Here is a 24,772-nt window from a genome sequence, read left to right on the forward strand (position 1 = left end):
GCAAGTATTTGGCAATACGTTAAAAGCCCGGGTTTATGATCCGGGCTTTTTTATTTTCACATAAAGACTTGACCTTCCAACTATGGGAAGGTTTAAGCTATAAGCTAGATTCAAACCACCAATAAAATGAAGGAGATGTGCCATGCAGGAACTGTCGAATACTCGACTGTATCAAACGACTGTACAGATTGAAGGCATGACCTGTGCTTCTTGCGTGGCACGGGTAGAAAAGGCTTTAAAGAAAATTGAAGGCGTAGTTTCGGCTCATGTCAATCTATCTACGGAAAAGGCATCGATTAGTGCCGATCATGTGATTCCCTGTGCCGAGATTATCCAGAAAATAGAGCGTGCTGGCTTTAAGGTGGTACAACAGAAATTCGAACTGGATATTGAAGGCATGAGCTGTGCCTCTTGTACTGCCCGAATTGAAAAAGCCCTCAAAAAAATTCCAGAAGTGCTGGAAGCCAATGTGAATCTGTCTACCGAAAAGGCTTATGTCACTGCAGTCAGTTCTTTACAGCCACAGGTCTTGGTCAAAGCCATTCAGAAAGCCGGTTTTGATGTCAAAGCAGATCAGCTTGAACTAAATATTGAAGAGATGACTTGTGCATCCTGCGTCGCTCGGGTGGAAAAAGCACTCAATAAAGTGGAAGGCGTCACTGCGGCCAGTGTCAATCTGGCCACTGAAACGGCACAGGTTTTTGGTTCAAACCTGAATATTGCTAATCTGATCCAAGCGGTTAAAAAAGCCGGTTATGAGGCACAGCTAAAAACTGCAAAAGTGAATTTTGCCGAGCAGCAGACCTTCCAGCAGAAAAAAGCTGAAGAAACAGCTTCATTGTATCGTGATCTTTGGATTGCCCTAGCGCTGGCATTACCGGTATTTATTCTGGAAATGGGATCACATCTGCTTCCGTCCTTTCATCATTTTGTTGCGCATAATATTGGTACGCAGAACAGCTGGTATATCCAGTTTGTACTGACCACTTTGGTATTATTGTTTCCGGGGCGGCGTTTCTACCAGCATGGGATTCCAGCTTTACTGCGACTGGCACCTGATATGAACTCGCTGGTAACGGTGGGTACAGCGGCAGCATATCTGTTTTCAGTTATCGCAACATTCTTCCCATTTTTATTGCCGCAAGCCACCGTACATGTCTATTTTGAAGCGGCAGCAGTCATTATTGCCTTGATCCTGTTAGGTCGCTACCTGGAAGCACGTGCCAAAGGCAAAACCTCACAGGCGATTCAATACCTGATTGGCCTGCAGCCTAAAACTGCACGTGTCTTACAGGATGGACAATGGCTGGACCTGCCCATTTCCGAAGTCCAGCAGGATATGATCATCGAAATTCGCCCGGGTGAAAAAGTCGCAGTAGATGGTGTAGTGACTTCCGGTCATAGCTATGTCGATGAAGCGATGGTGACGGGTGAACCGGTGCCTGTAGCCAAAAATATTGATGATAAAGTTGTTGGCGGCACTATTAACCAGAATGGAACCTTGCAAATCCGTGCGACCGCCGTGGGTGAAGATTCAGTACTGGCGCAGATCATTAAAATGGTCGAGCAGGCGCAAGGTGCCAAACTGCCGATTCAGGCAGCTGTAGATAAAGTTACCTTATGGTTTGTGCCTGCGGTGATGGGTCTGGCCTTATTGACCTTTATGGTCTGGTTCCTGTTTGGTCCTGAGCCACAATTAAGTTATGCACTGGTTAACGCCGTGGCAGTTCTGATTATTGCTTGTCCATGTGCCATGGGCCTGGCAACACCGACCTCGATTATGGTCGGTACCGGTCGTGCGGCAGAAATGGGGATACTGTTCCGTAAAGGCGAAGCTCTACAGTTATTGCAGCAAACTAAAGTTGTGGCAGTCGATAAAACCGGAACACTGACAGAAGGAAAACCTGTCATGACTGATTTTCAGGTGCTAGAAGGTTTTAATAAACAGCAGGTTTTGCAACTGATCGCCTCGGTAGAAGCCAAGTCTGAACATCCGATTGCCTATGCGATTGTGCAGGCAGCAAAAGAGCAGCAGATCGAATTAATCGAAGTAAGTAAATTTGATTCGATTACTGGTGCCGGGATCAAAGCACAGATCAATAATCAGGATATCCAGATTGGTGCTGAACGATTGATGCAACAGCTGGGTTTAAATACCGAGCACTTTGCTGGAATAGCCTCTAAATTGGGACAAGAAGGCAAGACACCGCTGTATGCAGCGCTCGATGGAAAACTGGCAGCCATTATTGCTGTAGCTGATCCGATTAAAGATACCAGCTTTAAAGCCATTGAAGAATTGCATCGTCAAGGTCTGAAAGTCGCAATGATTACGGGTGATAACCCACATACGGCGAATGCGGTAGCACAACAACTCAAGATCGATCATGTGATTGCTGAAGTCTTACCTCATGAAAAAGTCGATGCCGTAAAAATGCTGCAAAAAGAGCATGGCATTGTAACCTTTGTGGGTGATGGTATTAACGATGCACCGGCTCTCGCTCAGGCAGATGTCGGCATGGCGATTGGTACGGGGACTGATGTTGCAATTGAAGCAGCAGATGTAGTGCTGATGTCTGGCAATATGCAGCATGTCGCCACCGGCATTGGCATCAGTCAGGCCACCATCAAGAATATTCGACAGAACCTGTTCTGGGCCTTTGTCTATAATATTGCATTGATCCCAATTGCTGCGGGTATCCTGTATCCATTCTTTGGCATCCTGCTTTCACCAATGTTTGCCGCAGGTGCAATGGCTTTGTCATCGGTATTTGTTGTTAGCAATGCCTTGCGTTTAAAGCTGTATCAGCCACTATCAGCACAGGAGTAAATCAGTGAATATTGGACAAGCCGCCAAACGAGCTGGTATCTCGGCCAAAATGATTCGCTATTATGAAGAGATTGGTCTGTTACCTGCGCCGAAACGTAGTGAAAGTGGCTATCGTGACTATAGTGATGCTGATATCCGTATGCTCGGTTTTATCCAGCATGCACGCGAGCTGGGATTTTCCTCGGAACAGATGAAAGAGTTGTTAGGCCTATGGCAGAATGAAGTGCGGCAGAGCAGTGAAGTTAAACAGCTGGCACAAAAACATATCACTATACTGGAACAGAAAATTCAGGATATGCAGGCCATGGTCAAAATTTTGAAGCAATCGGTCGCGCGTTGTGCTGGTGATGAGCGTGCCGATTGTGCAATTTTAAAAGATATCGAGCAGGGACTGGATACAAATCCACCCTCCAGCCATCACTCAACTTCAAGTTAGAATAAATCATTCCTAAGGAGATAAGCACATGAAATTTCGTATTGAAAATATGACCTGTGGCGGTTGTGCACGTAGTGTTACTGCAACCATCAAGGATCTGGATGAACATGCACGTGTTGAAATCGATGTAGAGAAAAAGCTGGTTGAAGTAGAAACTGGCGTACATCAGGATGAAATCGTTGCTGCACTGACTGAAGACGGTTTTCCACCTGTAGCAGTATAAGTAGCGCTACGAAAGCAAGCCTGACCTGTGTGTCGGGCTTTTTTATACAGAGGTATTGTTGGGTGCAATCATCAAGGCTTGATTGACATAGAGTTCAATCAATCGTTCACGAGAACCGATAGCTTTTTGATAGCTGGTTGAATTCAGTAACAAGGAAGCGCCATAGGTCACTGTCCAGATAAAAGACAGATAATCCCGGATCGACATGCTACTGTTATTGGCATCCAGATATTCACGAGTAAGGTCACGGATACTCAGAATCCGTTCTTCACGAACCTGATACAGTTCCTGAAACAGTTCTTTCAGACCTTTTTCAGTATTGGTCAGGCGCTCCTCAATCATATGCAGTAAAATGGTTCGATTGGAATTGTGCAAATGATAAAGCATATATTCCGATACATAAGTCCGGAAGTCAGTATTAAAACGTTTGGAAATCTCTAGAAGACGCTGTTCATTTAAAATAATCAGTTCCAGATATAACTGGTTTTTGCTTTTAAAATGCTTATAAATGGTCCCCTTGGCAATATCCATTTCACTGGCAAGCTCATTCAGCGTAATGTCTTCGTTATTATCCAGAAGCAGGTTCTCGGCCATGCTCAGAATTTTTTCTTTACGCAGAAGAAAGTTCTGTTGTCTTACACTACTCATCTTATCTTTACTAACGTGTCGAAAAAGAACAATAACAGCCTAATTATTTTCAGATTAAATGAATATCAAACTATGGTCGTGCATGGTAATAAAATTGTTGGATAATTGATCATTTACTGGCTAAATTCATGAAAATGACCAGGATCTGGTGGCTAAACGGCAATGTAGAAGATAATTCTCATTGTTTTAGAACTTGACGGGGCAGCGATTTTAGCCGGGTAATTTTGAATCAGCTTCTTTAAATGCTTTGTCCAGTACATGACTATGAATAAAGCGCAACTTGTTTTTTACTACTTCGGTAAGCGTAAATGGATAGGCATCTTCCAGTCCCATGCTACGATTCAGGGCGTTCAGGTTAAACGTTAAAGTGATCCAGTTATCCAGAATGTGTTCAATGTCTTTGCCGCCAATCGGGCATTCATTAAAGGACATGCTGGCCAAGGTTTTACCATTTCCATCAACACGCAGACCACCATAAAAAGCGGTTTCCAGAGTATCCATAATATGCAGATAATGCGCCCAGGTTTCAGCCCAATCTTCCCATGGGTGTGCCGTCGCATAGGTGCTGATATATTTTTCTTGCCAATTTTCTGGCGCACCTTCTTCATAATGGCGCTGCAGCGCAGTAGCATAATGCTGACGTTCATCGCCAAAATAAAGTCTAAATTCTTCAATCAGTTCTGGATGAAGATGCTGCATGATACTGAAATAAAAATGCCCACTTTCATGGCGGAAGTGACCCAAAAGAGTGCGATAATTTTCACCCATATCAATACGCGTGGTTTCCCGATACACCACATCTGCTTCAATGGCATTCATGGTGATCAGGCCATTGGCATGCCCGGTTAACACTGGCTTACCATCCATAGGCAATAAAAAGTGAAAACGCAGACCAAACACATCATCATCTGTACGTTTTGGACGCGGCATCATATTCATGCGCTGGGTAAGATATAAAAAGCGCCGTTTGGCCTCTTCAAGCCGTCGCCAGTAGGTAATAACGTCGGGATCATCCAGATTGGGAATGATATGGGTCAGCTGACAGGACTCGCAGTAGTCCTCATCGCAATCGCCCGGAATCATCCAGTTACAGACCTGATAATGGGTATAGTTATAGCAAGGCTTATAGTGCGTGGCACGATATTCTGATTTCAGCGGAATCCACTCATCTTCACTGATTTTTTCAAAAGTGCACATGTCCTTTTCCGATGCGATATAACCAATCGGAGATTTGCAGTGATGGCATTCAGTAGAATAAAAAAAGATCTGATGCTCACATTTGGGACATTCAAAATATTTCATTTTCACTCCGTGAAAAGCGTGGAACCGCTAAGCCCGAGTAATTTTACTTAAATCCAGTTGCTAGCATATCATTTAAATAAAATTAAATAATTCAGATAATTAAGTCAAACTAACTAAATTATTAACTCAGCTGGCTGCTCTTATATTTTAGCCGCAATTGAAGATAGGTGAAATGTCATTCGTAATTTTTATGTAAGAAAATTGAATCCAATATCTTGGCACGATAAATGCTTTATTTTGATGCAATATTTTCTGTTTTTTGATCAATTGTTCCGCTTTGGAACGTGATGAATCAAATTGATGCATATAGGGCCAAGATGAAGATTTTTACCCAACGTCTGGAAGATGCCAGTCACTCTACTAATATTGAAAGCATTGAACTCAGCTTTGATACGCGTCAAAAAAGCCGTTTCCGCGCTACGCTAAAAAATGGCACCGATATTGGTGCAGATCTGCCACGTACCGGGATTTTACGTAGTGGTTCAGTCATCGCCACCGATCATGGTGAATTGCTGCGTGTTAATGCCAAGCCAGAAACCTTGATGCAGGTCACTGCAGATCATGAATTTGATCTTTTAAAGGCAGCCTATCACCTGGGTAATCGTCATGTGCCACTGATGCTGACCCCAACGGCACTGTATTTTGAACCGGATCATGTGCTGGCTGAAATGGTCGAAGGTTTAGGTTTACATGTAGATACCGTACAACATCCGTTTGAACCAGAGAGTGGTGCGTATGCACAGCATCAGCATGATCACCGTTTAAGTCCAATCAAGTCACTGCATCATGTCGCACATTAAGGCTTCTCAATTACTCAGCCTGCTAACCCTGTCTTCGACGGCACTACCGGTCGGCGCTTACTGCTATTCACAAGGGGTTGAAAGCGCGATTGATACCGGCTTGATTCATGACGAAGCTTCCAGCATTGCCTACTTTAATGAAGTGTTGGAAATGCTATTGCTGCGGTTCGAACTGCCGATTTTAAAACGTTTAATGCAAAGCTATGACGATGAAATCATATTTCAACATTGGGCTGAAATTTACAGGGCAAGCCGTGAAAGTAAGGAATTACTGGCAGAATCCCAGCAGCTGGCATTTTCACTGAATGCCTGGATTCGTGATGTACTCAAGCGACCAGTAAAAGTCAAAAAACAGTATGGCTACGTTCCAGTCTATGCCCAGTTGTGTGGCGAATTGCATTTAGAAGTCGATGATGTTCTGACTGCTTATGCATTTGCTGTTCTGGAAAATCAGGTATTAGCTGCTGTGAAAACAGTGCCTTTGGGGCAAATGAGTGGCCAACGGATTCTCTGGCATCTGCATGGAGAAATTCCGGCACTTATCGAGCGTGCCATTAACCTGAGTGATGATGAGATGAGTAGCGCTTTGCCGAATTACGCCATGCTGAGTATGCGCCATGAAAATCAATATTCCCGTTTATTTAGATCTTAAAAATTAAAGGAAAAATTATGTCAGAACGTAGTCCATTACGCGTTGGAATCGGTGGCCCAGTGGGTTCAGGTAAAACTGCTTTAACCCTGAATTTGTGTCAGGCCTTGCGAAATAAATACAACATGGCCGTGGTCACCAATGACATTTATACCAAGGAAGATTCGAACTTCCTGACCCGTAATGAAGCGATGTCGCCTGACCGTATTGTTGGTGTTGAAACTGGTGGCTGTCCACATACTGCGATTCGTGAAGATGCCTCGATTAACCTTGCTGCAATTGATGACCTGTGTGAAAAGTTTGATGGACTGGAGCTGATCATTATTGAAAGTGGTGGCGACAACTTGGCCGCGACATTTAGCCCAGAACTTTCAGACTTAACGCTTTATGTGATTGATGTTGCGGGTGGTGAAAAGATTCCACGTAAAGGTGGCCCCGGTATTACCAAATCGGACTTACTGATCATTAATAAAACCGACCTAGCACCGATGGTGGGTGCAAATCTGGATGTTATGGATCAAGACGCAAAACGTATGCGTGGCGAGAAACCATTTTTATTTTCCAATATGAAAACCAAAGATGGTCTTGAGCAAATTATTGAATTTATCGAAAAACAAGGTCTGTTTAAGGCATAGGTTAGTTAGTCAGGATAAGTGCACAACGAAATGAATAGCGTGGTAGAAGCAGAACGCGGCTCAGCAGCAAAACTCTGGTTTGCACGTTTACAACTGGGTTTCGAGGCCGATTTCAGTAATGGACGAACCATTCTGCAGCATCGCAAGCATGAGGGTCCAGTTCGTGTGCAAAAAATGCTGTGGCCTGAAAAAACCGGAGTCTGTCATGCAATTATTGTACATCCACCTGCCGGAATTGCCGGAGGAGATCACCTGAGTTTCGATATGCGCGTCGGAGCAAATGCGCACGGACTGGTGACCACACCAGGCGCAGGTAAATGGTACAAGACTAATCTGAAACAGGCCTATCAGCATATTGATATTCGTGTGGAAGAAAAGGGGATTTTTGAATGGCTGCCGCAGGAAACTATGTTATTTGATGGTGCCAATGCACATGCGTCCACCACTATTCATTTAGATCAAACTGCCAGTTTTATTGGCTGGGACATGCTGGTAATTGGTCGTCAGGCAAGATACGAGCAGTTTGAGCAGGGCGGTTATCGCAGCCGTTTTCTACTGTATCGCGGTGCAAAGCTATTGGTTGCAGATCAGCTGAAATTCTCCGGACAGGATCGCTGGTTAAACTCCTGTCTGGGTATGAATGGACATGCTGTGATGGGCAGTCTATGGGCTGTACCGCCTGAAAAATATCGTGCAAGTTTTTATCTGGATGAGCACATTGATCTGATTCGTGAACTCATCATGCGTATGGATGTGCCGGTGACATTAACGCTACTCGATGATGTGCTGATGGCGCGTTATCTCGGAGATGACGTGCGCCAGTGTCATGATGCATTTGCTGCGATTCGTGCACGACTACGTCGTTACTGGTTTGGATTAGATGAAGAGTTTCCGAGGATTTGGCGGACATAATCCCTCCTTGCGTAGCCGTGCTACTCACCCTTTGATAAAGGGAGGAGAAAAAGGGATTTAGGGAGATTAAAGAATCGTTTGACTGGTAAAAGAGAGGATCAATTATTTTACCTCTTCCTTGTGGTGTAGCAGTGCTACTCATCTCCTAAAAGAAGAAGGAAATCTACTTTCATTTTCCCTCCCTTTGGGAGGGAGTTAGAGGGAGGGTCTATGACAATGAAGGTTCACCTCACCCTAAACCTCACTTGTACGTCGCTTTTAAAGCAATGCTTAAAAGCTCGTTCAGGAGAGGGAACACTGAATGAATTTGCACACATTTTGCATTAAAAATATTGAAGAAATAGGAAATAGACATGGAACTAAATCCGACTGAAAAAGACAAAATGCTAATTTTTACTGCAGGACTGGTGGCAGAGCGTCGTAAGGCACGCGGGCTAAAATTGAATTACCCGGAAGCCATTGCCTTTATTTCTGCTGCTTTACTGGAAGGTGCACGTGATGGAATGACGGTTAGCGAACTGATGCATTACGGCACGACTTTGCTGAAACGTGAAGATGTGATGGAAGGTATACCTGAAATGATTGCTGAAGTTCAGGTTGAAGCGACCTTTCCCGATGGCTCTAAGCTCGTCACTGTGCATCAACCGATTGTCTAGGAGCATCATATGATTCCGGGTGAAATTTTTACGCCAGATACTGATATTGAAATGAATGTGGGCAGACAAACCTTAAGGATGACCGTGGCCAATGCGGGTGATCGTCCGATTCAGGTGGGTTCACATTTTCACTTTGCCGAGGCCAATGATGCTTTGCAATTTGACCGCGAAAAAGCTCATGGCTATCGCTTAAATATTGCAGCAGGAACAGCCGTTCGATTTGAGCCTGGACAAAGCCGTGATATTGAATTGGTGGCTTTAGCCGGTAAGCGTGAAGTGTATGGCTTTGCAGGTCGGGTCATGGGCAAGTTGGACTAAAGGAATACTTATAAAATGAAAATGTCACGCCGCGCTTATGCGGAAATGTTTGGTCCAACAGTTGGCGATCGTGTTCGTTTAGCCGACACCGAACTGTTTATTGAAGTGGAACAAGACCTCACCACCTATGGGGAAGAGGTCAAATTTGGTGGAGGTAAAGTCATTCGTGATGGCATGGGGCAATCTCAGCTTTTAGCCGATGACGTTGCTGATACTGTGATTACCAATGCGCTGATTGTCGATTGGTGGGGTATTGTCAAAGCAGATGTTGGTTTGAAAAATGGCCGCATCTGGAAAATTGGTAAAGCAGGCAACCCTGATATTCAGCCTGATATTACTATTCCATTGGGTGCTGCAACCGAAGTCATTGCAGGTGAAGGGCAGATTCTCACTGCTGGCGGTGTGGATACCCATATTCACTGGATTTGCCCACAACAGGTGGAAACGGCATTGATGTCAGGTGTGACCACCATGATTGGCGGTGGTACAGGACCTGCGGCAGGCACATCAGCAACCACCGTGACACCGGGGCCTTGGCATATCTCGACTATGCTACAAGCCATTGATGATTTACCGATGAATATTGGTTTACTCGGTAAAGGAAATTTAAGTCAGCCTGAGCCGATAGCCGAGCAAATTAAAGCGGGTGTGGTCGGTTTAAAACTGCATGAAGATTGGGGTTCAACACCTGCAGCTATTGATAACTGTTTAACCGTCGCAGATCAGTATGATGTACAGGTGGCGATTCATACAGACACACTAAATGAAAGCGGCTTTCTAGAAGAAACTTTGGCAGCATTTAAAAACCGTACTATTCATACTTACCATACCGAAGGCGCTGGTGGCGGACATGCGCCTGATATTTTAAAAGCTATTGGTCAGCCGAACGTATTGCCATCTTCGACCAACCCAACCCGTCCATATACCATCAATACGATTGATGAACATTTGGATATGTTGATGGTGTGCCATCATTTAGACCCTGCAATTTCTGAAGATGTGGCATTTGCGGAAAGTCGTATTCGCCGTGAAACTATTGCAGCGGAAGATATTTTGCAGGACTTGGGTGCAATTGCCATGATGTCATCAGACTCGCAAGCAATGGGGCGCGTTGGTGAAGTGGTGATTCGCACATGGCAAACCGCACATAAAATGAAAGTGCAGCGTGGACCTTTGGAGGGTGACAATGCCACACATGATAATAATCGTGTAAAGCGTTATATCGCCAAATATACGATTAACCCTGCCATTACCCATGGTTTAAGTCATGAAATTGGTTCGGTGGAAGTGGGTAAACTTGCCGATTTAATCTTGTGGAAACCTGCGTTTTTTGGGGTAAAACCATCCATGATTATTAAGGGTGGTATGATTGCAGCTGCGCCAATGGGCGATATTAATGCGTCTATTCCAACACCGCAGCCTGTGCATTATCGTCCAATGTTCGGTGCCAATGCTAGAGGCGTGCATAACACCTGCATTACCTTCTTGTCGCAAGTGGCTATCGAAGCAGGCGTCCATGAAAAACTCGGTTTGAAAAAGTTGATTAGTCCATGTAAAAGCACACGGGATATTCAGAAGAAAGATATGAAGCTGAATACTTACTGTCCTGTGATGGAAGTTGACCCTGAAATTTATGAAGTTCGGGCGGATGGGAAATTACTGACTTGTGAGCCTGCGGAAGTGTTGCCGATGGCGCAAAGGTATTTCTTGTTTTGATTTACCTCTCCCTAACCCTCTCCTAGAAGGAGAGGGAAATACTTTATTAATTTAATTGCTGCTATGTTCCTTCTCCCTGTGGGATGAGGAATATAATTCCGCAAGAGGATGAGGGAGTTGATTTAGTTTTTGATTTAAAAGAATATGGGTATAAATAAAAATATGACTGAAATGGAAAAAGATGGCTTTAGATTTAAATGATGAGGTGAGCGAAGAATTTCTCAAAGAGATAAGGAAAATTGCTAAGAAATATTCATCTGGTTTTGAAAATGAATTAAGAGGGGCGCTTTCTGAACAAATTTTAAAAATTAGAGCCTTTGTAGAAAGTGAAAGCTTAAATGAAATTTGTACTTATGTGTCTGTATTACCTGTTTTTGATTTTAAGCACCAACTAATGAATTATATGACTCGTTATCTGGGAGCAAAGAAGTTTGATGAAAATATAGATGATTTAGAAAACCAACTGCTTGAACTTGCCTATTCGATAATTTTTGCTTATTTGACAGAATATAAATTACGAAAACCCAATTTAGAAAAAATGGAAGCTTATGAGTTAATTGAAAATTATTTAAATGTTGGTCGATGGAAAATAAATAATTTTAAATATGCAGGAGATAAAATTAGTTATAGCATCTACCATCTTATTTTTAATATTATAGAAGATAGGTATAAAAAATCTCAGTTAATTCAGGCTGAGGAAAAATTCCAAATAATAGATAACTTTATTTCAAAAGTAGATGAATGGAATGAGTCCTTTGAACTTAAACATAAAGCAGTCTTAGATTTAGAGAAACAATTAGAAGAAAGTAAGCAGACTTATGATTTTGTCTTATTAAATAAAGGTTTTAAGGAGCTTTATGAACAGAAAAAATTAGAGTTGAAAGAAAGGAGAGAAGATTATTCGCAATTTGGAGCTACCCTAGTATGTGTGCCATTAGCTGTAATTATTGCAATCATTATTTTAATTTTGACAGGCTACGAAGCTAAATTAGCATCAATGTGGTTTTTAGTAATACCAATTACGACATTAATGTTATTTCTGTTTTATTTTACTCGAGTAGGATTGCAACATGTGCGTTCAGTTCAATCTCAAATGATGCAACTCGAACTTCGAATGGCACTCTGTCAGTTTATTCATAACTATGCAGAAGACTCTGAAAAATTGCATGCTAAAAATAAAGCAGGTTTTGAGAAATTTGAAAATATTATCTTCTCACCATTAGTTTCATCAGATGATAAAATTCCCACCACTTTTGATGGCATGGAACAACTTGCCAAATTAGTGAGTGAATTTAGAAGGTAATCCAAACTTTCCGCTATCAACTTCAAACCCTTTTTTAATTAGTCATCTCATCTGCAAAGGCTTAAAATTATTTCACTTTTAACCTAACAGCAGATGAGACATGGCAATCAGTTGGATCTTCTTTACCTTAATGGCTGCATTCATGCAGGCATGGCGTAATGCATTTCAAAAACAACTGAGTTCGACTGTTGATGTCTGGGGCGTAACGCTTGCGCGTTTCTTGTTTGGTTTTCCACTTGCATTTATATATATCCAACTACTGTACCATTTTTACCCAGTCATTGAAGCTGTGCATTTTACTGCAAAGTATTGGATATATATTTTCATTGCAGGAGTGAGCCAAATTCTTGCCACTGTACTGATGGTGCAACTGTTTAAACAAAAAAATTATGCAATTGGTGTCGGACTTGCCAAGAGTGAAGCCATCTTAGCCGCGATTATTGGCGTGGCTTTTCTATCAAATCACTTATCGTTCTTAGCCTGGATTGGTGTACTCATTGGCGGTTATGCAGTATTTTTACTGAGTAAAGGTAATCAACTGAGTGGACTATCTGCTAAAACACTGATGATTGGGGTAGGTAGTGGGCTTTGTTTTGCTATTACTTCATTATTGGTTCGTGAAGCCAGTCTAGAATTAACTAATTTACCTGTATTACACCGTGCATCTTGGGTATTGATTTCAGTCATTGGCTTCCAATGCATCAGTATGCTCATTTACCTAAGCCTATTTAGCCGTAAAACACTCGTCGCTATGCGCGAACGTATGGGACTGACTATGAAAGTAGGCTTTTGTAGTTTCACAGCCTCCCTTGGTTGGTTTACTGCCATGAGCATGATGAGTGTACCGGTGGTGAAAACCTTAGGGCAGATCGAGATTTTATTTAGTATGCTGATCTCGGCGTATTTCTTTAAAGATAAACTGGCCAAGGCTGAACATTGGGGACTGGTGCTGGTGGTGATTGCGGCAATTTTAGTGATCTGGGCCTAGTTTTTATTTTATATGTTCCAGAAAAAAGCCACTGATGAACAGTGGCTTTTCTATTATTACAATGGGCTTTTAAGCTGCAATAAATTTTTGCACTGCCTGATTAAAAGCATCAGGTTGTTCGATATTTGAAATATGTGACGCATTGATTTCAAACAGTTGGCTGTTGGCAATACGATCTACCATATACTGACCATCAGCCACAGTCGTTACAGGGTCTTGCTGACCTGCAACCACTAAAACTGGCACAGTAATGTCTTTCAGTTGTTCGCGTACATCCGCTTTAGCCAAAGCTTCACAACAGTTTGCATAACCTTCCGGGCTGCCAGCTCCCAAGTCGTTTTGAAGATTATTTACCACTGTTGCGTTGCTTTGAATAAAGGGTTCAGTAAACCAGCGTGATGCTGCAGTAGAAGCAATCGGTTGTAAACCTTGTTCACGCACCAGCGTGGCACGTTCCAGCCAGGCCTGTTCCTGACCGATTTTTGCTGCTGTATTGCACACCACCACCTGATTAAAGCGTTCTGGACGGTTAATCGCCAACCATTGACCGGTTAAGCCGCCCATTGAAATACCGCAGAAAGCTGCTTTTTCAATATTTAAATGATCAAGCAGATTCACCACATCTTGACCAAGTTGATCAATGCTATATGGGCCTTGTGGTGCAGATGAAGCCCCATGACCACGGGTGTCGTAGCAAATCACAAAGAAATCTTGCTGGAAAAAATCAATTTGTGGTTGCCACATTTTGAAATTTGTACCCAGAGAATTTGAGAAAACCAGTGCAGGTTTTGCAGCATCACCAAAAGTCTGGTAATTAATTTGTGCATCATTTGATGTAAATGTTGGCATTAAAATCCCTCCCGACCTCCCTTTCTTGCATTTGATTCAAAGCAGTACTTTGAATCTACATTCAGGGAGGAGGTTTATATTTTTAATTGTCTTTTAGACACGTTCAATAATCAAAGCGATACCTTGACCGACACCAATACACATAGAGCATAGTGCATATTTGCCACCAGTCTGTTCAAGCTGGTTGAGTGCAGTCGTCACCAGACGTGCACCAGATGCGCCGAGTGGATGACCCAAGGCAATCGCACCGCCGTTCGGATTGACTTTTTCCGAGCCATCTTCAATACCTAGGTCACGAGTACATGCCAGTGCTTGGGCAGCAAAAGCTTCATTCAGCTCGACCACATCCATCTGCTCTAAAGTCAGACCGGTTTGTGCCAATAGTTTTTTGATGGCAGGTGCAGGACCAAAGCCCATGATGCGTGGTTCAACACCAACAACAGTTGAACCAATAATTTTGGCACGTGGTTTTAAGCCATGCTGAGCAACCGCTTCATCAGATGCGATTAAAAGAGCAGCTGCACCATCGTTAATTCCGGAAGCATTACCTGCCGTTACTGTACCGTCTGCTTTCACCACAGGTTTCAATTTCGCCAATGCCTCTGCTGTGGTTGAAGCACGTGGATGTTCATCTTTATCCACGACTACCGGATCGCCTTTACGTTGTGGAATCACCACCGGAATGATTTCTTTATCAAAGAAACCTTTGGCTTGTGCTGCAGCTGTACGTTGCTGGCTGGTCAGGGCAAATTTGTCCTGATCGGCACGGTTAATTCCGAACTGTTCAGCGACATTTTCAGCCGTTTGCGGCATGGTTTCCACGCCGTACATTTCTTTCAGTTTCGGATTGATAAAACGCCAGCCCATCGTGGTGTCTTCAATCTTCTGGCTACGGCCATACGCCGTTTCTGACTTGCCTATCACGAATGGGGCACGAGACATGCTTTCTACACCGCCGGCAATAATCAGATGGGCTTCACCGGCTTTAATCGCACGTGCTGCCATTGCAACTGCATCCATCGATGAACCACACAGGCGGTTTACGGTCGTTGCCGGTACCTGATAAGGCAAACCTGCAAGCAGGGATGACATACGACCGACGTTACGGTTGTCTTCACCGGCCTGATTGGCACAGCCATAGATCACGTCATCGACCTGTTCCCAGTTCACCGATGGATTACGTTCAATCAAAGCTTTGATTGGTACAGCACCTAAGTCATCTGCACGGAGAGGCGCGAGGCCGCCGGCATAGCGGCCGAATGGGGTACGGATAGCATCAATAATATATGCGTTTTTCATTTGTTTAATCCTTTTACCTCCCTTAATCCCTCCTGAAAGGAGGGAGACTTACCCGGACTCAAAAAGCTTTGAGTTTCGATATAAAGTCTCCCTTTCTTGCGCATCAACTTAAAGTAATGCTTAAGTTTTGCTCAGGAGGATGAGGAGGATTTTAAATTTCTTTAAAGCGTCTTAACCTTGAGTCGCATCAATCAACTTGGCGCCAGTCAATGACTGCAATTCTTCAAATGACAGACCTTCGACTTTCTCAATCACTTTCATACCTTCGTTGGTCACATCAATCACACAAAGGTCGGTATAAATGCGATCGACACATTTCAATCCAGTCGCAGGATAAGACAGTTCAGCCACAATTTTTGGCTCGCCTTTTTTGGTCACGTGATCTGTGGTAATAAAGACTTTTTTTGCACCCACAGCCAGATCCATCGCACCGCCGACTGCAGGAATTGCATCTGGAGCACCAGTATGCCAATTCGCCAAGTCACCATTTTCAGCGACCTGGAAAGCACCCAGTACGGCGATGTCTAAGTGACCGCCACGCATCATTGCGAAAGAGTCACCATGATGGAAGAAAGAACCGCCTTCAAGTAAGGTCACGAATTCTTTACCAGCATTAATCAGTTCAGGATCGCGGTCTTCTTCAGCAGGAGGAGGACCGAAAGCCAACAGGCCATTTTCAGAATGCAGGAAGACGTCTTTATCGCTTGGCAGATAGCTTGAAATCTTTGTTGGTAAACCAATACCCAAGTTCACATAAGCGCCATCAGGAATATCTTGTGCCACACGTTCAGCGATCTGGTCACGGGTCAGTTTGCTATAGCTCATTATTTATCTCCGATGCCAATTATTGTGCAGGCTTAACTTGAACAATGTGTTGAACAAAAATTCCCGGGGTGATGATGTGCTCTGGATCCAGTGCACCCAGTTCAACCACTTCAGAAACTTGAGCAATGGTCACATCTGCTGCCATTGCCATGATTGGGCCGAAGTTACGCGCAGATTTACGGTAGACCAGATTGCCCCAACGATCGCCTTTAGAAGCTTTAATTAAAGCAAAGTCAGCTTTAATTGGATTTTCTAAAACGTAGTCTTTACCTTCATAGTTCATGGTCGGTTTGCCTTCAGCCAGCAAAGTACCAAAACCGGTAGGGGTATAGATTGGACCTAGGCCCATACCAGCGGCCTGGATACGGCAAGCCAGATTACCTTGCGGTACCAGTTCCAGTTCAATTTTTCCTGCACGATAAAGCTCGTCAAATACCCAGGAATCAGACTGACGCGGGAATGAGCAGATGATTTTACGAACAGCACCAGCTTTAAGCAGTTTCGCCAGACCATAGTCGCCATTACCGGCATTGTTGTTAACAATAATCAGGTCTTTAATACCCAATTCGATTAAACCATCAATCAGTTCAGCAGGCTGACCCGCTGTACCGAAACCACCGATCATAATGGTAGAACCGTCCTTGATCTGGGAGAGTGCTTCTTTCAATGATAATGAACTTTTATCTATCATAATCTGGTCCTTACATATCCTAAACTGATGGATGTCTTTAAACTCGTTTTGAATCTGATGCTGTAACTGGAACTGCGTTACGGTTTTTCTGTGACAGCAGAAAATGTGCTACCAGGCCAATGCAAATTCCCCAAAAGACTGAACTCAGTCCCAAGAAATGCATGCCGGAAGCAGTCGCTAAAAAGGTGATCAGTGCTGCATCACGTTGCGACTCTTTGCCCATGGCCACGGAAATATTGGTGGCAATCGCACCCAGTAATGCCAGTCCTGCCAAAGCAGCAATGAGTTCTTTAGGCATCAGGCTAAACAGCATGACGATGCTGCCGGCAAATAAGCCGCCTAAAATATAAAAAAGCCCATTCGCCACACCGGCGATATAACGCTTTTCTTTCAGCTCATGTGCGTCTTTGCCTAAACACAATGCAGCCGTGATAGATGCCAGTACGATGGTAATACCCCCAACACAGGCCACAGCAAGCGAGGCAATACTGGTTGCACTAATAATTGGCTTGGCGGGCATGTCATAACCACTGAGTTTGATAATCGCCATTCCCGGTAAAAACTGGCCAGACAGGCTGACCAGAATCAGGGGGAGGGCCAGATTCAGGGTTGAACTCCAGGTCCATTCTGGTGCAATAAATTGCGGAATCGCCAGACTGAAATCTGCTGTGACCGGGTTAATCTTACCCAATAACATGCTTAAAACCACACCGGCAACCAGCACCCAGACCATGGCATAACGTGGACTGAAACGCTTGGCCAGCAAAAATACCGCCAGCATGCCAAAGACGATATAGGGCATGGTATCGGTCGCGGTAAACAACCCTAAACCAAACTGCAGTAAAATCCCCGCCATCATTCCGGCAGCGACTTCCTGAGGAATCCAGGACAGTAACTTGTCGAAATAACCGGTGATCCCAATGAAAAAAATCACCACAGCAGAGGTGATATAGGCGGCAACCGCTTCATTGAGCGAAATATCGGGAAACAGCGTGACTAATAAAGCCGTTCCGGGTGCAGACCAGGCAGTCACTACCGGTATTTTGTATTTAATCGATAAAAAAATACCGGCAAGTGCAGCACCAATAGAAATTCCCCAAATCCATGAAATCATCATGTCCGGGGAAACTTGAGCTTGCTGAGCCGCCTGGAAAAAAATGATCAGTGGGCCTGAATAGGAAATCAGCACTGCTAAAAACCCTGCAACAGTGGCTGAAATTGACCAATCATTTTTTAATGTCTGAAACAGGGTGTTCATTGGTGATGTGCCTCCTTGCGTCGAACCATGAGCCTGTTAAAAATCGTGATGATCAGGATTAGCCCTGATCACCACCACCGACCGGTACCACTGTACCTGTCATATAAGATGATTCATCCGAAGCCAAGAATACAATCGCATTCACTTGCTCCTGAATCGTACCGTAGCGTCCCATGAAAGTACGGTCAATGGTCTGATCAACCACTTGCTGCATCCATTCTTTTTCAGATTCAGTCAGTGGATTGGCATTGCGCGGTACTTTACGTGGCGGTGCTTCTGTACCACCAGTAGCAATGGCATTAACACGAATTCCATCTTTGGCATGTTCAAAGGCAAGGGAAGCGGTCAGGCCGTTCACACCACCTTTCGATGCCGAATATGGCACACGGTTAATGCCGCGTGTTGCAATGGAAGATACGTTTACAATGGTACCTTTCTGATTTTTAATCATTTCCGGAAGAACTGCGCGGCAGCACCACAGTGTCGGGAACAATGAACGGTTCACTTCCTTGATAATTTCCTCTTCAGAAAACTCCTCGAAAGGTTTCATCCAGATCGCGCCACCGACGTTGTTGATTAGCGCATCGACACGGCCATAAGTCTCAAGGGCTTTTTCAACGACTGATTGAGCACCAGCAAACGTTTCCAGATTGGCTTTGACGGTAATCGCATCACCGCCAGTCGCTTCAATTTCAGCCAGAACTTCTTCCACATAAGGGGAAAGGTCAGCCATGACGACTTGAGCGCCTTCGTTCGCCACTTGCAGCGCGACACCGCGACCAATGCCTTGAGCGGCACCGGTCACGATTACGACTTTATTTTCAAATCTTTGACGATTAGACATTGAACAAATTCCCTCTATTAGTTGGCAGAGAATTTTTCAAACAGGAAGCTTGCAGGTTTTACGCCTTCAGCATCTAGCCAGCCGCGAACTGCTTCTACCATTGGTACAGGGCCACACAGGTAGACATCTACATCACCACCATTTAGCCATTCGTTTTCGATATGACCGGTTACATAACCTTTACGCTTATGGGCAGATTCAGGGTTAGCAACCACTGTACGGTATTCGAACCACGGGAATTTTTCTTGCAGTTCGTTCAGTTTTTCAATCGCTACCAAGTCGAAATCATTGGTCACACCAAATACTAAACGCACTGGATGTTCTGAATTTTTTTCTTCCAGCACTTGCAGCATCGACATGAAGGGTGCAATACCTGTACCACCAGCCAGCATCAATACTGGACGGGTCACAGGGCGCAGGTAGAAGCTACCAAATGGACCAGTAAAGGTCATTTTGTCGCCAGCTTTGGCATTGGCACTCAAGAACTCACTCATTTTACCGTTTGGCACGTTACGTACCACAAAGCCGGTTAAACGGTTGCCTGGTTTAGAGCTGAATGAATAAGAACGGGTTTCAGTGGTACCTGGAATACCCACGTTCACATATTGACCGGCAAGGAAGTGGATGTCTGGTTGACCTTCATCTAACTGAATGTCAAAGGTAATGGTCGAATCAGACAGGTTTTCGACACGCGCCAAAGTACCCTGGAATGCATGAATTTCAGTTTTGCACACTTCAGAAGAAGCCTGGATCTGGAATACGGCGTCAGACGTTGGTTTACATTGACACGCAAGAATGTAGCCTTCAGCTGCTTCTTCAGGGGTTAATGCATCTTCAATATAAGTTTCTTCAGGCATGTCATACGAACCTGATTCACAAAACGCACGGCACGTTCCACAAGCACCATCACGGCAGTCCAAAGGAATATTGATCTTTTGACGGTAAGCCGCGTCTGACAGTGTTTCACCGTCGCTAACAGAAATAAAACGTGTAACGCCATCTTCAAATTGAAGTGCAACATTGTGGTTTGACATGGCTGAATATCCTATATAAATCTTTAAAACTAAACCTTTCAGCCAAGCTTCCGTTTGACTGAAAGGGTTTTTACCTTGCTGTAAATCAATACAGTCTTAAAGGTGATAGATGTCGATAACCTGATTGATGTAATCATTTTTCAGTACCACGTATTTGCTTAAAATTTGTGGTTTATCGCCTGAAAAATCGATTTCATAACGTGACATACCGAAGTAGCTGTAGCTGTTTTTATAACGGAAACTCAAGGTGTTCCAGTTAAAACGTACAGTGACCTTGTCGCCATCACGTTCAACAACTTCAATATTGCTGATGTTGTGGCTGGTACGTGTATCCGGCATGGTGGCAGATGAGCGTTCAGTCTTAATCCGGAACACGCGGTCTTCTAAACCTTGACGGTCTGGATAATAAATCAGGGAGATTTCAGACTGTGGATCTGTAGTCAGTTTGTCGTCGTCATCCCAGGCTGGCATCCAGAAAGAAGCAGTAGGGGCATAACAAGTTAACCAGTCATCCCATTGTTCATCATCTAAAAAGCGGGCTTCCTGATACAGGAACTGCGCAATATTTTCTAAAGTGATGTCGCTCATGCGTTTTCTCCTTCAGTAGATGCTGCAATTTCTTTTTCAGTCGCGATGCCTTTTTTGATCAGTTCTAACCAGTACTGGTGCTGAGCCAGGTATAGACCTTCATCTTCAGTTTTAATACCAGACAGTTTTGGTTTTAAACCAATTTCGTTGGCAGCATCGTCCGGGCCTTGGATCCAGTGTTTGGAACCGCGACACATATCGTTCCACTCAAGCGCGATACCTGCGTAACCAGCCTGACATGCACGGAATTCTTCAAGATCGTCTGGGGTTGCCATACCTGATGCGTTAAAGAAGTCTTCATACTGACGGATACGACGTGTACGTGCTTCCGGCTCTTCACCTACAGGCGCGATACAGTAGATCGTCACTTCAGTCTTATCGACAGAAATTGGACGTAACACACGGATTTGTGAACCGAACTGATCCATGAAATATACGTTTGGATACAGGCACAGGTTACGTGAACGTTCGATCATCCACTTCGCCATTGCTTCACCGTATTGCTCGGTATATTCATCTTTCTTGGCAAAGTTAGGACGGTCTTCCGGGTTAGCCCATTGCGTCCAAAGCAGCATGTGACCATGTTCAAAGCCGTAAGAACCACCGCCTTGTTTGCCCCATGAACCTGCACTCATGGCACGAATATTGTCACCCGCTTGTTTTTCTTTACGTTGCTGAGTCGTTGCAGCGTAGTTCCAGTGTACTGCAGACACGTGGTAACCATCGGCACCGTTTTCAGCAGTCAACTTCCAGTTACCTTCATAGGTATAAGTCGAAGCACCACGTAAAACTTCCAGACCTTGATCAGACTGACCCACGATCATGTCAATGATCTTGGTCGCTTCGCCCAGGTATTCTTCCAGTGAAGGAACATCTGGATTCAAGCTACCAAACAGGAAACCTTTATAGTTTTCAAAACGGGCAACTTTTTTCAAGTCATGCGAACCATCTGTGTTAAAGCAATCTGAATAACCAGCTTCTGCCGGGTCTTTTACTTTTAATAACTTACCTGAGTTATTAAAAGTCCAGCCGTGGAATGGGCAAGTATAAGTCGCTTTATTGCCTTTCTTGTTACGGCACAATTGTGCACCGCGATGCGAACAGGCATTGATCATTGCATTCAGTTCACCTTGACGGTTACGAGCAATGATGATTGGCTGACGGCCAATATAGGTCGTATAGAAATCGTTGTTGTTTGGAATCTGGCTTTCATGCGCCAGATAAACCCAGTTGCCTTCAAAGATGTATTTCATCTCCAGGTCAAACAGAGCTTGGTCTGTGAATACAGACCGGTGAAGTTTAAATTCACCAGATTCAAAATCGTCAACTAGAAGCTCATCAATACGATCAAGATGACTGGTGTTAATTACAGGAATACGAGGCATGTCCGTTCTCCGACTTTCCAAGGAGGGGAAGTCATCGGGATGAATCTAATGATTACACCCCGAATCCATTTTGTATTAAGCGCTTGCGCGGCGACGATCAACTTCAGTAGAAGGTGCGTCTACTTTTTCTTTCACAAGTTCAATATCAAATTGAATATGTTTGAAAGGACCTTTCAAACCACGTTTTGCAATTTCAGCTTCATCAGTTACGTCTACAGCAGTTGCCACCAGACCTTCACGAGTCGCGAATGCAAAGTCATCCCACAGGTACTGGTCGCCTTCGATGTTGAACTGAGTTGTCAGCTTGCGGTAACCCGGTGCAGAAACGAAGTAATGCACGTGTGATGGACGGTTACCGTGACGGCCTAATTTGTCCAGTACGAATTGAGTCGTGCCTTCTGGAGGGCAGCCATAACCTACTGGCATAGTGGTTAAAGCCACATATTTACCATCCTGGTCGCTGAAAATAGAACGGCGTAGGTTAAAGTCAGACTGTGACTTGTCAAAGAATGAGTAGTTACCCAGACTGTTGGCATGCCAAACTTCAACTTTGGCACCTTCAATGATATTGCCGTCAGTATCTTTAACTGTACCTTCAATGATCAGTGTCGGAATTTTGCCTTCTTCAGAGCCATCATCCATACGGGCAAAGCCGACAGATTCAGGAGCACCCGCCACATATAACGGACCTTCAATCGTACGTGGCGTACCGCCAGTAATACCTGCTTTGGCATCTGCTTCATCAGCACGTAAGTCTAAGTAGTGTTCCAGACCCAAGCCTGCAGCCAGTAGGCCCAATTCATTAGCTTGACCGGCATCGGTAAAGTATTCCAGACCTTTCCACAGTTCTGACTGAGAAATATCAAGATCTTCGATCGCCTGGAAAAGGTCACCTAGCAGGCGCACAACGATTTGCTGGAAACGCTCGTCTACAGGACCTGTGGCTGTATCCACGTTCATTTGTTTAACTAATGCATCAATTTGTTGACGGTTCATACTATTGCTCCTTAAGTATGTCTGTTTATTGGTGGCTGTTGTTTCAATCCTTATGGCTGAAACTTGGCTGCCACAGTCCTTTGTTAATTACCCTCTGAATACCCTCATCGGATGTGTTCAGATTTGACCGACCTGGCATGTTCCAGGTCTCGGTCATTGTGATCAGGTGTCATCTTCCCGGATTGAAGAAGGGTGGCGGTTTAGTGCCATGATTTCGATATCCATATATGGATACAGTGGTAAGCCCTGCAAAATGTTGTGCAGCTCTTCGTTACTTTCCACATCAAAAATACTGATGTTTGAATACTGGCCTGTGATGCGCCAGATATGGCGCCATTTACCTTGGCGCTGTAAATCCTGTGAATAGGCTTTTTCAACAGCCTTGATTTCGTTGGCTTTCTCGGCAGGCATATCCAGCGGGATATTTACATCCATACGTACATGAAACAGCATGTCTCACTCCTCAATCTAATTGCTTATTTACGGCGTAAATTGTCGATCTTGTCTTCATCCAGCTGAATGCCCAGACCGGCACCTTGCGGTAGATGCAGCTCAAAATTCTGATATTGCAGTGGTGTTTTCAGAATTTCTTCTGTCAGCAGTAGCGGGCCGAATAGTTCAGTACCATAGACCAGATTCTCAAAGGTCGAGAACAGGTGAGCGGATGCAATTGTTCCTACTGAACCTTCCAGCATGGTGCCACCATACAGGTCAATCCCTGCAAGGTTAGCCACTGTTGCGACATCACGGCCTTCCAGTAAACCACCTGATTGCGCCACTTTAACTGCAAATACCGAAGCTGCATTAGTACGAGCCAGCTTATAGGCAGTGCTTGGCCCCATCAGTGATTCATCGGCCATAATGGCAATATCAAAGCGACGGGTCAGACGTTGCATGGCATCAATATTGTCAATAGCACAAGGCTGTTCAATCAGGTCAACGCCACCTTCCTGTAGTAGAGTAATGCCCTTAATCGCATCTAGCTCTGACCAGGCACGGTTTACATCTACACGGATCGAAACGTCGTTGCCTAATGCTTTTTTAATTGCCAGAACATGTTCAACATCTGCTTCTACTGGACGTGAACCGATTTTTAGCTTGAAGAAGTTATGGCGTTTAGCAGCCAGCATCTCTTGTGCTTCAGCAATGTCTTTTTCAGTATCGCCAGAAGCCAGTACCCAGAGGACCGGTACGCCATCACGTAAACGACCGCCTAGAAGTTCAGAAAGTGGTAAACCTAAACGCTGCGCCTGAATATCCAGCAGGGCAGTTTGAATGGCACATTTCGCAAAACGGTTGCCATTAATATTTTTTTTGATTGCTTGTAATGTCTGTGCAACATTTAAGCCTGATAATGTTTTTAAAAGCGGTACAAAATAAGTATCAATATTTACTTTGACACTTTCAGGGCTTTCATCACCATAACCTAAGCCACCGATCGTTGTTGCTTCACCCCAACCGATGTAACCATCTTCAGTGGTGATTTTGACCAATACCAGGGTCTGGGTTTGCATCGTCGCCACTGCCATCTTGTGAGGACGAATGGTTGGAATTTCTACCAGCAAGGTTTCAACTGACTTATACATAATA

General features: G+C 44.3%; 26 protein-coding genes. 12 read left to right on the plus strand and 14 right to left on the minus strand.

Annotation, left to right across the window (positions count from 1 at the left end; genetic code table 11):
* Positions 1-142 precede the first annotated feature (142 nt).
* From FSC11_RS07080 to FSC11_RS07090, 3 genes are read left to right on the plus strand one after another with little or no spacing between them, the layout of a single operon-like run.
* Positions 143-2,827, plus strand: coding sequence for a heavy metal translocating P-type ATPase (locus FSC11_RS07080; protein WP_163165951.1), 2,685 nt, complete (start codon positions 143-145; stop codon positions 2,825-2,827).
* Between the two features lie 4 nt (positions 2,828-2,831).
* The gene (cueR, locus tag FSC11_RS07085; protein WP_163165953.1) at positions 2,832-3,263 is read left to right on the plus strand and encodes a Cu(I)-responsive transcriptional regulator; all 432 of its coding nucleotides are present in this window, start codon (positions 2,832-2,834) and stop codon (positions 3,261-3,263) included.
* A 28-nt stretch (positions 3,264-3,291) separates the two neighbouring features.
* Positions 3,292-3,486: a heavy-metal-associated domain-containing protein gene (locus FSC11_RS07090; RefSeq protein WP_005222267.1), complete on the plus strand. Its 195-nt coding sequence runs from the start codon at positions 3,292-3,294 to the stop codon at positions 3,484-3,486.
* A gap of 42 nt (positions 3,487-3,528) precedes the next feature.
* Here FSC11_RS07090 and FSC11_RS07095 read toward each other — a convergent pair whose 3' ends face one another.
* Positions 3,529-4,134, minus strand: coding sequence for a TetR/AcrR family transcriptional regulator (locus tag FSC11_RS07095; protein WP_163165955.1), 606 nt, complete (start codon positions 4,132-4,134; stop codon positions 3,529-3,531).
* A gap of 210 nt (positions 4,135-4,344) precedes the next feature.
* A complete protein-coding gene (locus FSC11_RS07100; RefSeq protein WP_004894986.1) occupies positions 4,345-5,436 on the minus strand; it encodes a zinc-binding metallopeptidase family protein in 1,092 nt (363 codons plus the stop codon).
* A gap of 317 nt (positions 5,437-5,753) precedes the next feature.
* Here FSC11_RS07100 and ureE point away from each other — a divergent pair, with 317 nt between their 5' ends.
* From ureE to FSC11_RS07145, 9 genes are all read left to right on the plus strand, one after another.
* Positions 5,754-6,236 carry an urease accessory protein UreE gene (gene ureE / locus FSC11_RS07105; protein WP_163167736.1) on the plus strand — a complete coding sequence of 161 codons (483 nt, stop codon included), beginning with the start codon at positions 5,754-5,756 and terminating at the stop codon, positions 6,234-6,236.
* Positions 6,223-6,888 (plus strand): urease accessory protein UreF, encoded by a 666-nt coding sequence (locus FSC11_RS07110; protein ID WP_163165957.1) that lies wholly within the window; start codon positions 6,223-6,225, stop codon positions 6,886-6,888. The genes ureE and FSC11_RS07110 overlap by 14 nt, the downstream gene beginning before the upstream one ends.
* A gap of 17 nt (positions 6,889-6,905) precedes the next feature.
* A complete protein-coding gene (ureG, locus tag FSC11_RS07115) occupies positions 6,906-7,520 on the plus strand; it encodes an urease accessory protein UreG (protein ID WP_004809476.1) in 615 nt (204 codons plus the stop codon).
* A 30-nt stretch (positions 7,521-7,550) separates the two neighbouring features.
* Positions 7,551-8,432, plus strand: a complete 882-nt coding sequence (locus FSC11_RS07120) for an urease accessory protein UreD (protein ID WP_163165960.1) — start codon at positions 7,551-7,553, stop codon at positions 8,430-8,432.
* Positions 8,433-8,785: 353 nt separating this feature from the next.
* Positions 8,786-9,088 (plus strand): urease subunit gamma, encoded by a 303-nt coding sequence (gene ureA / locus FSC11_RS07125; protein ID WP_004894978.1) that lies wholly within the window; start codon positions 8,786-8,788, stop codon positions 9,086-9,088.
* Positions 9,089-9,097: 9 nt separating this feature from the next.
* Positions 9,098-9,406 (plus strand): urease subunit beta, encoded by a 309-nt coding sequence (locus FSC11_RS07130; protein WP_004894975.1) that lies wholly within the window; start codon positions 9,098-9,100, stop codon positions 9,404-9,406.
* Positions 9,407-9,421: 15 nt separating this feature from the next.
* Entirely contained in the window at positions 9,422-11,122 is a 1,701-nt protein-coding gene (ureC, locus tag FSC11_RS07135) for an urease subunit alpha (protein WP_163165963.1), read from the plus strand.
* A 181-nt stretch (positions 11,123-11,303) separates the two neighbouring features.
* Positions 11,304-12,425, plus strand: coding sequence for a hypothetical protein (locus FSC11_RS16270; RefSeq protein ID WP_163165965.1), 1,122 nt, complete (start codon positions 11,304-11,306; stop codon positions 12,423-12,425).
* 100 nt (positions 12,426-12,525) lie between these two features.
* Complete coding sequence (locus FSC11_RS07145; RefSeq protein WP_163165967.1) at positions 12,526-13,413, plus strand: DMT family transporter; 888 nt, start codon at positions 12,526-12,528, stop codon at positions 13,411-13,413.
* 69 nt (positions 13,414-13,482) lie between these two features.
* On the opposite strand, the gene pcaD is transcribed toward FSC11_RS07145, so the two are convergent.
* From pcaD to FSC11_RS07205, 12 genes are all read right to left on the minus strand, one after another.
* Positions 13,483-14,262, minus strand: coding sequence for a 3-oxoadipate enol-lactonase (gene pcaD, locus FSC11_RS07150; protein WP_163165969.1), 780 nt, complete (start codon positions 14,260-14,262; stop codon positions 13,483-13,485).
* Positions 14,263-14,355: 93 nt separating this feature from the next.
* On the minus strand, positions 14,356-15,561 hold the full coding sequence (pcaF, locus tag FSC11_RS07155; protein ID WP_163165971.1) for a 3-oxoadipyl-CoA thiolase: 1,206 nt from the start codon (positions 15,559-15,561) through the stop codon (positions 14,356-14,358).
* Positions 15,562-15,732: 171 nt separating this feature from the next.
* On the minus strand, positions 15,733-16,386 hold the full coding sequence (locus FSC11_RS07160) for a 3-oxoacid CoA-transferase subunit B (RefSeq protein ID WP_005222235.1): 654 nt from the start codon (positions 16,384-16,386) through the stop codon (positions 15,733-15,735).
* A 19-nt stretch (positions 16,387-16,405) separates the two neighbouring features.
* On the minus strand, positions 16,406-17,077 hold the full coding sequence (locus FSC11_RS07165; RefSeq protein WP_163165973.1) for a 3-oxoacid CoA-transferase subunit A: 672 nt from the start codon (positions 17,075-17,077) through the stop codon (positions 16,406-16,408).
* A gap of 37 nt (positions 17,078-17,114) precedes the next feature.
* Positions 17,115-18,335 (minus strand): benzoate/H(+) symporter BenE, encoded by a 1,221-nt coding sequence (gene benE, locus FSC11_RS07170; protein ID WP_004894958.1) that lies wholly within the window; start codon positions 18,333-18,335, stop codon positions 17,115-17,117.
* Between the two features lie 58 nt (positions 18,336-18,393).
* Complete coding sequence (benD, locus tag FSC11_RS07175; protein WP_005251917.1) at positions 18,394-19,179, minus strand: benzoate diol dehydrogenase BenD; 786 nt, start codon at positions 19,177-19,179, stop codon at positions 18,394-18,396.
* Positions 19,180-19,196: 17 nt separating this feature from the next.
* Positions 19,197-20,213, minus strand: coding sequence for a benzoate 1,2-dioxygenase electron transfer component BenC (gene benC / locus FSC11_RS07180; RefSeq protein WP_163165975.1), 1,017 nt, complete (start codon positions 20,211-20,213; stop codon positions 19,197-19,199).
* A 96-nt stretch (positions 20,214-20,309) separates the two neighbouring features.
* Positions 20,310-20,801 (minus strand): benzoate 1,2-dioxygenase small subunit, encoded by a 492-nt coding sequence (gene benB / locus FSC11_RS07185; protein ID WP_071320743.1) that lies wholly within the window; start codon positions 20,799-20,801, stop codon positions 20,310-20,312.
* Entirely contained in the window at positions 20,798-22,186 is a 1,389-nt protein-coding gene (gene benA, locus FSC11_RS07190; protein WP_163165977.1) for a benzoate 1,2-dioxygenase large subunit, read from the minus strand. Before benA ends, benB begins: the two co-directional genes overlap by 4 nt.
* A 75-nt stretch (positions 22,187-22,261) precedes the next feature.
* On the minus strand, positions 22,262-23,182 hold the full coding sequence (gene catA / locus FSC11_RS07195; RefSeq protein WP_163165979.1) for a catechol 1,2-dioxygenase: 921 nt from the start codon (positions 23,180-23,182) through the stop codon (positions 22,262-22,264).
* Between the two features lie 162 nt (positions 23,183-23,344).
* A complete protein-coding gene (gene catC, locus FSC11_RS07200) occupies positions 23,345-23,635 on the minus strand; it encodes a muconolactone Delta-isomerase (RefSeq protein WP_004809440.1) in 291 nt (96 codons plus the stop codon).
* A 23-nt stretch (positions 23,636-23,658) separates the two neighbouring features.
* Positions 23,659-24,768 carry a muconate/chloromuconate family cycloisomerase gene (locus tag FSC11_RS07205; RefSeq protein WP_163165981.1) on the minus strand — a complete coding sequence of 370 codons (1,110 nt, stop codon included), beginning with the start codon at positions 24,766-24,768 and terminating at the stop codon, positions 23,659-23,661.
* Positions 24,769-24,772: the final 4 nt, after the last annotated feature.

The organism is Acinetobacter schindleri (assembly GCF_010918895.1).
In the GTDB taxonomy this organism is placed as follows: Bacteria; Pseudomonadota; Gammaproteobacteria; order Pseudomonadales; family Moraxellaceae; genus Acinetobacter; species Acinetobacter schindleri.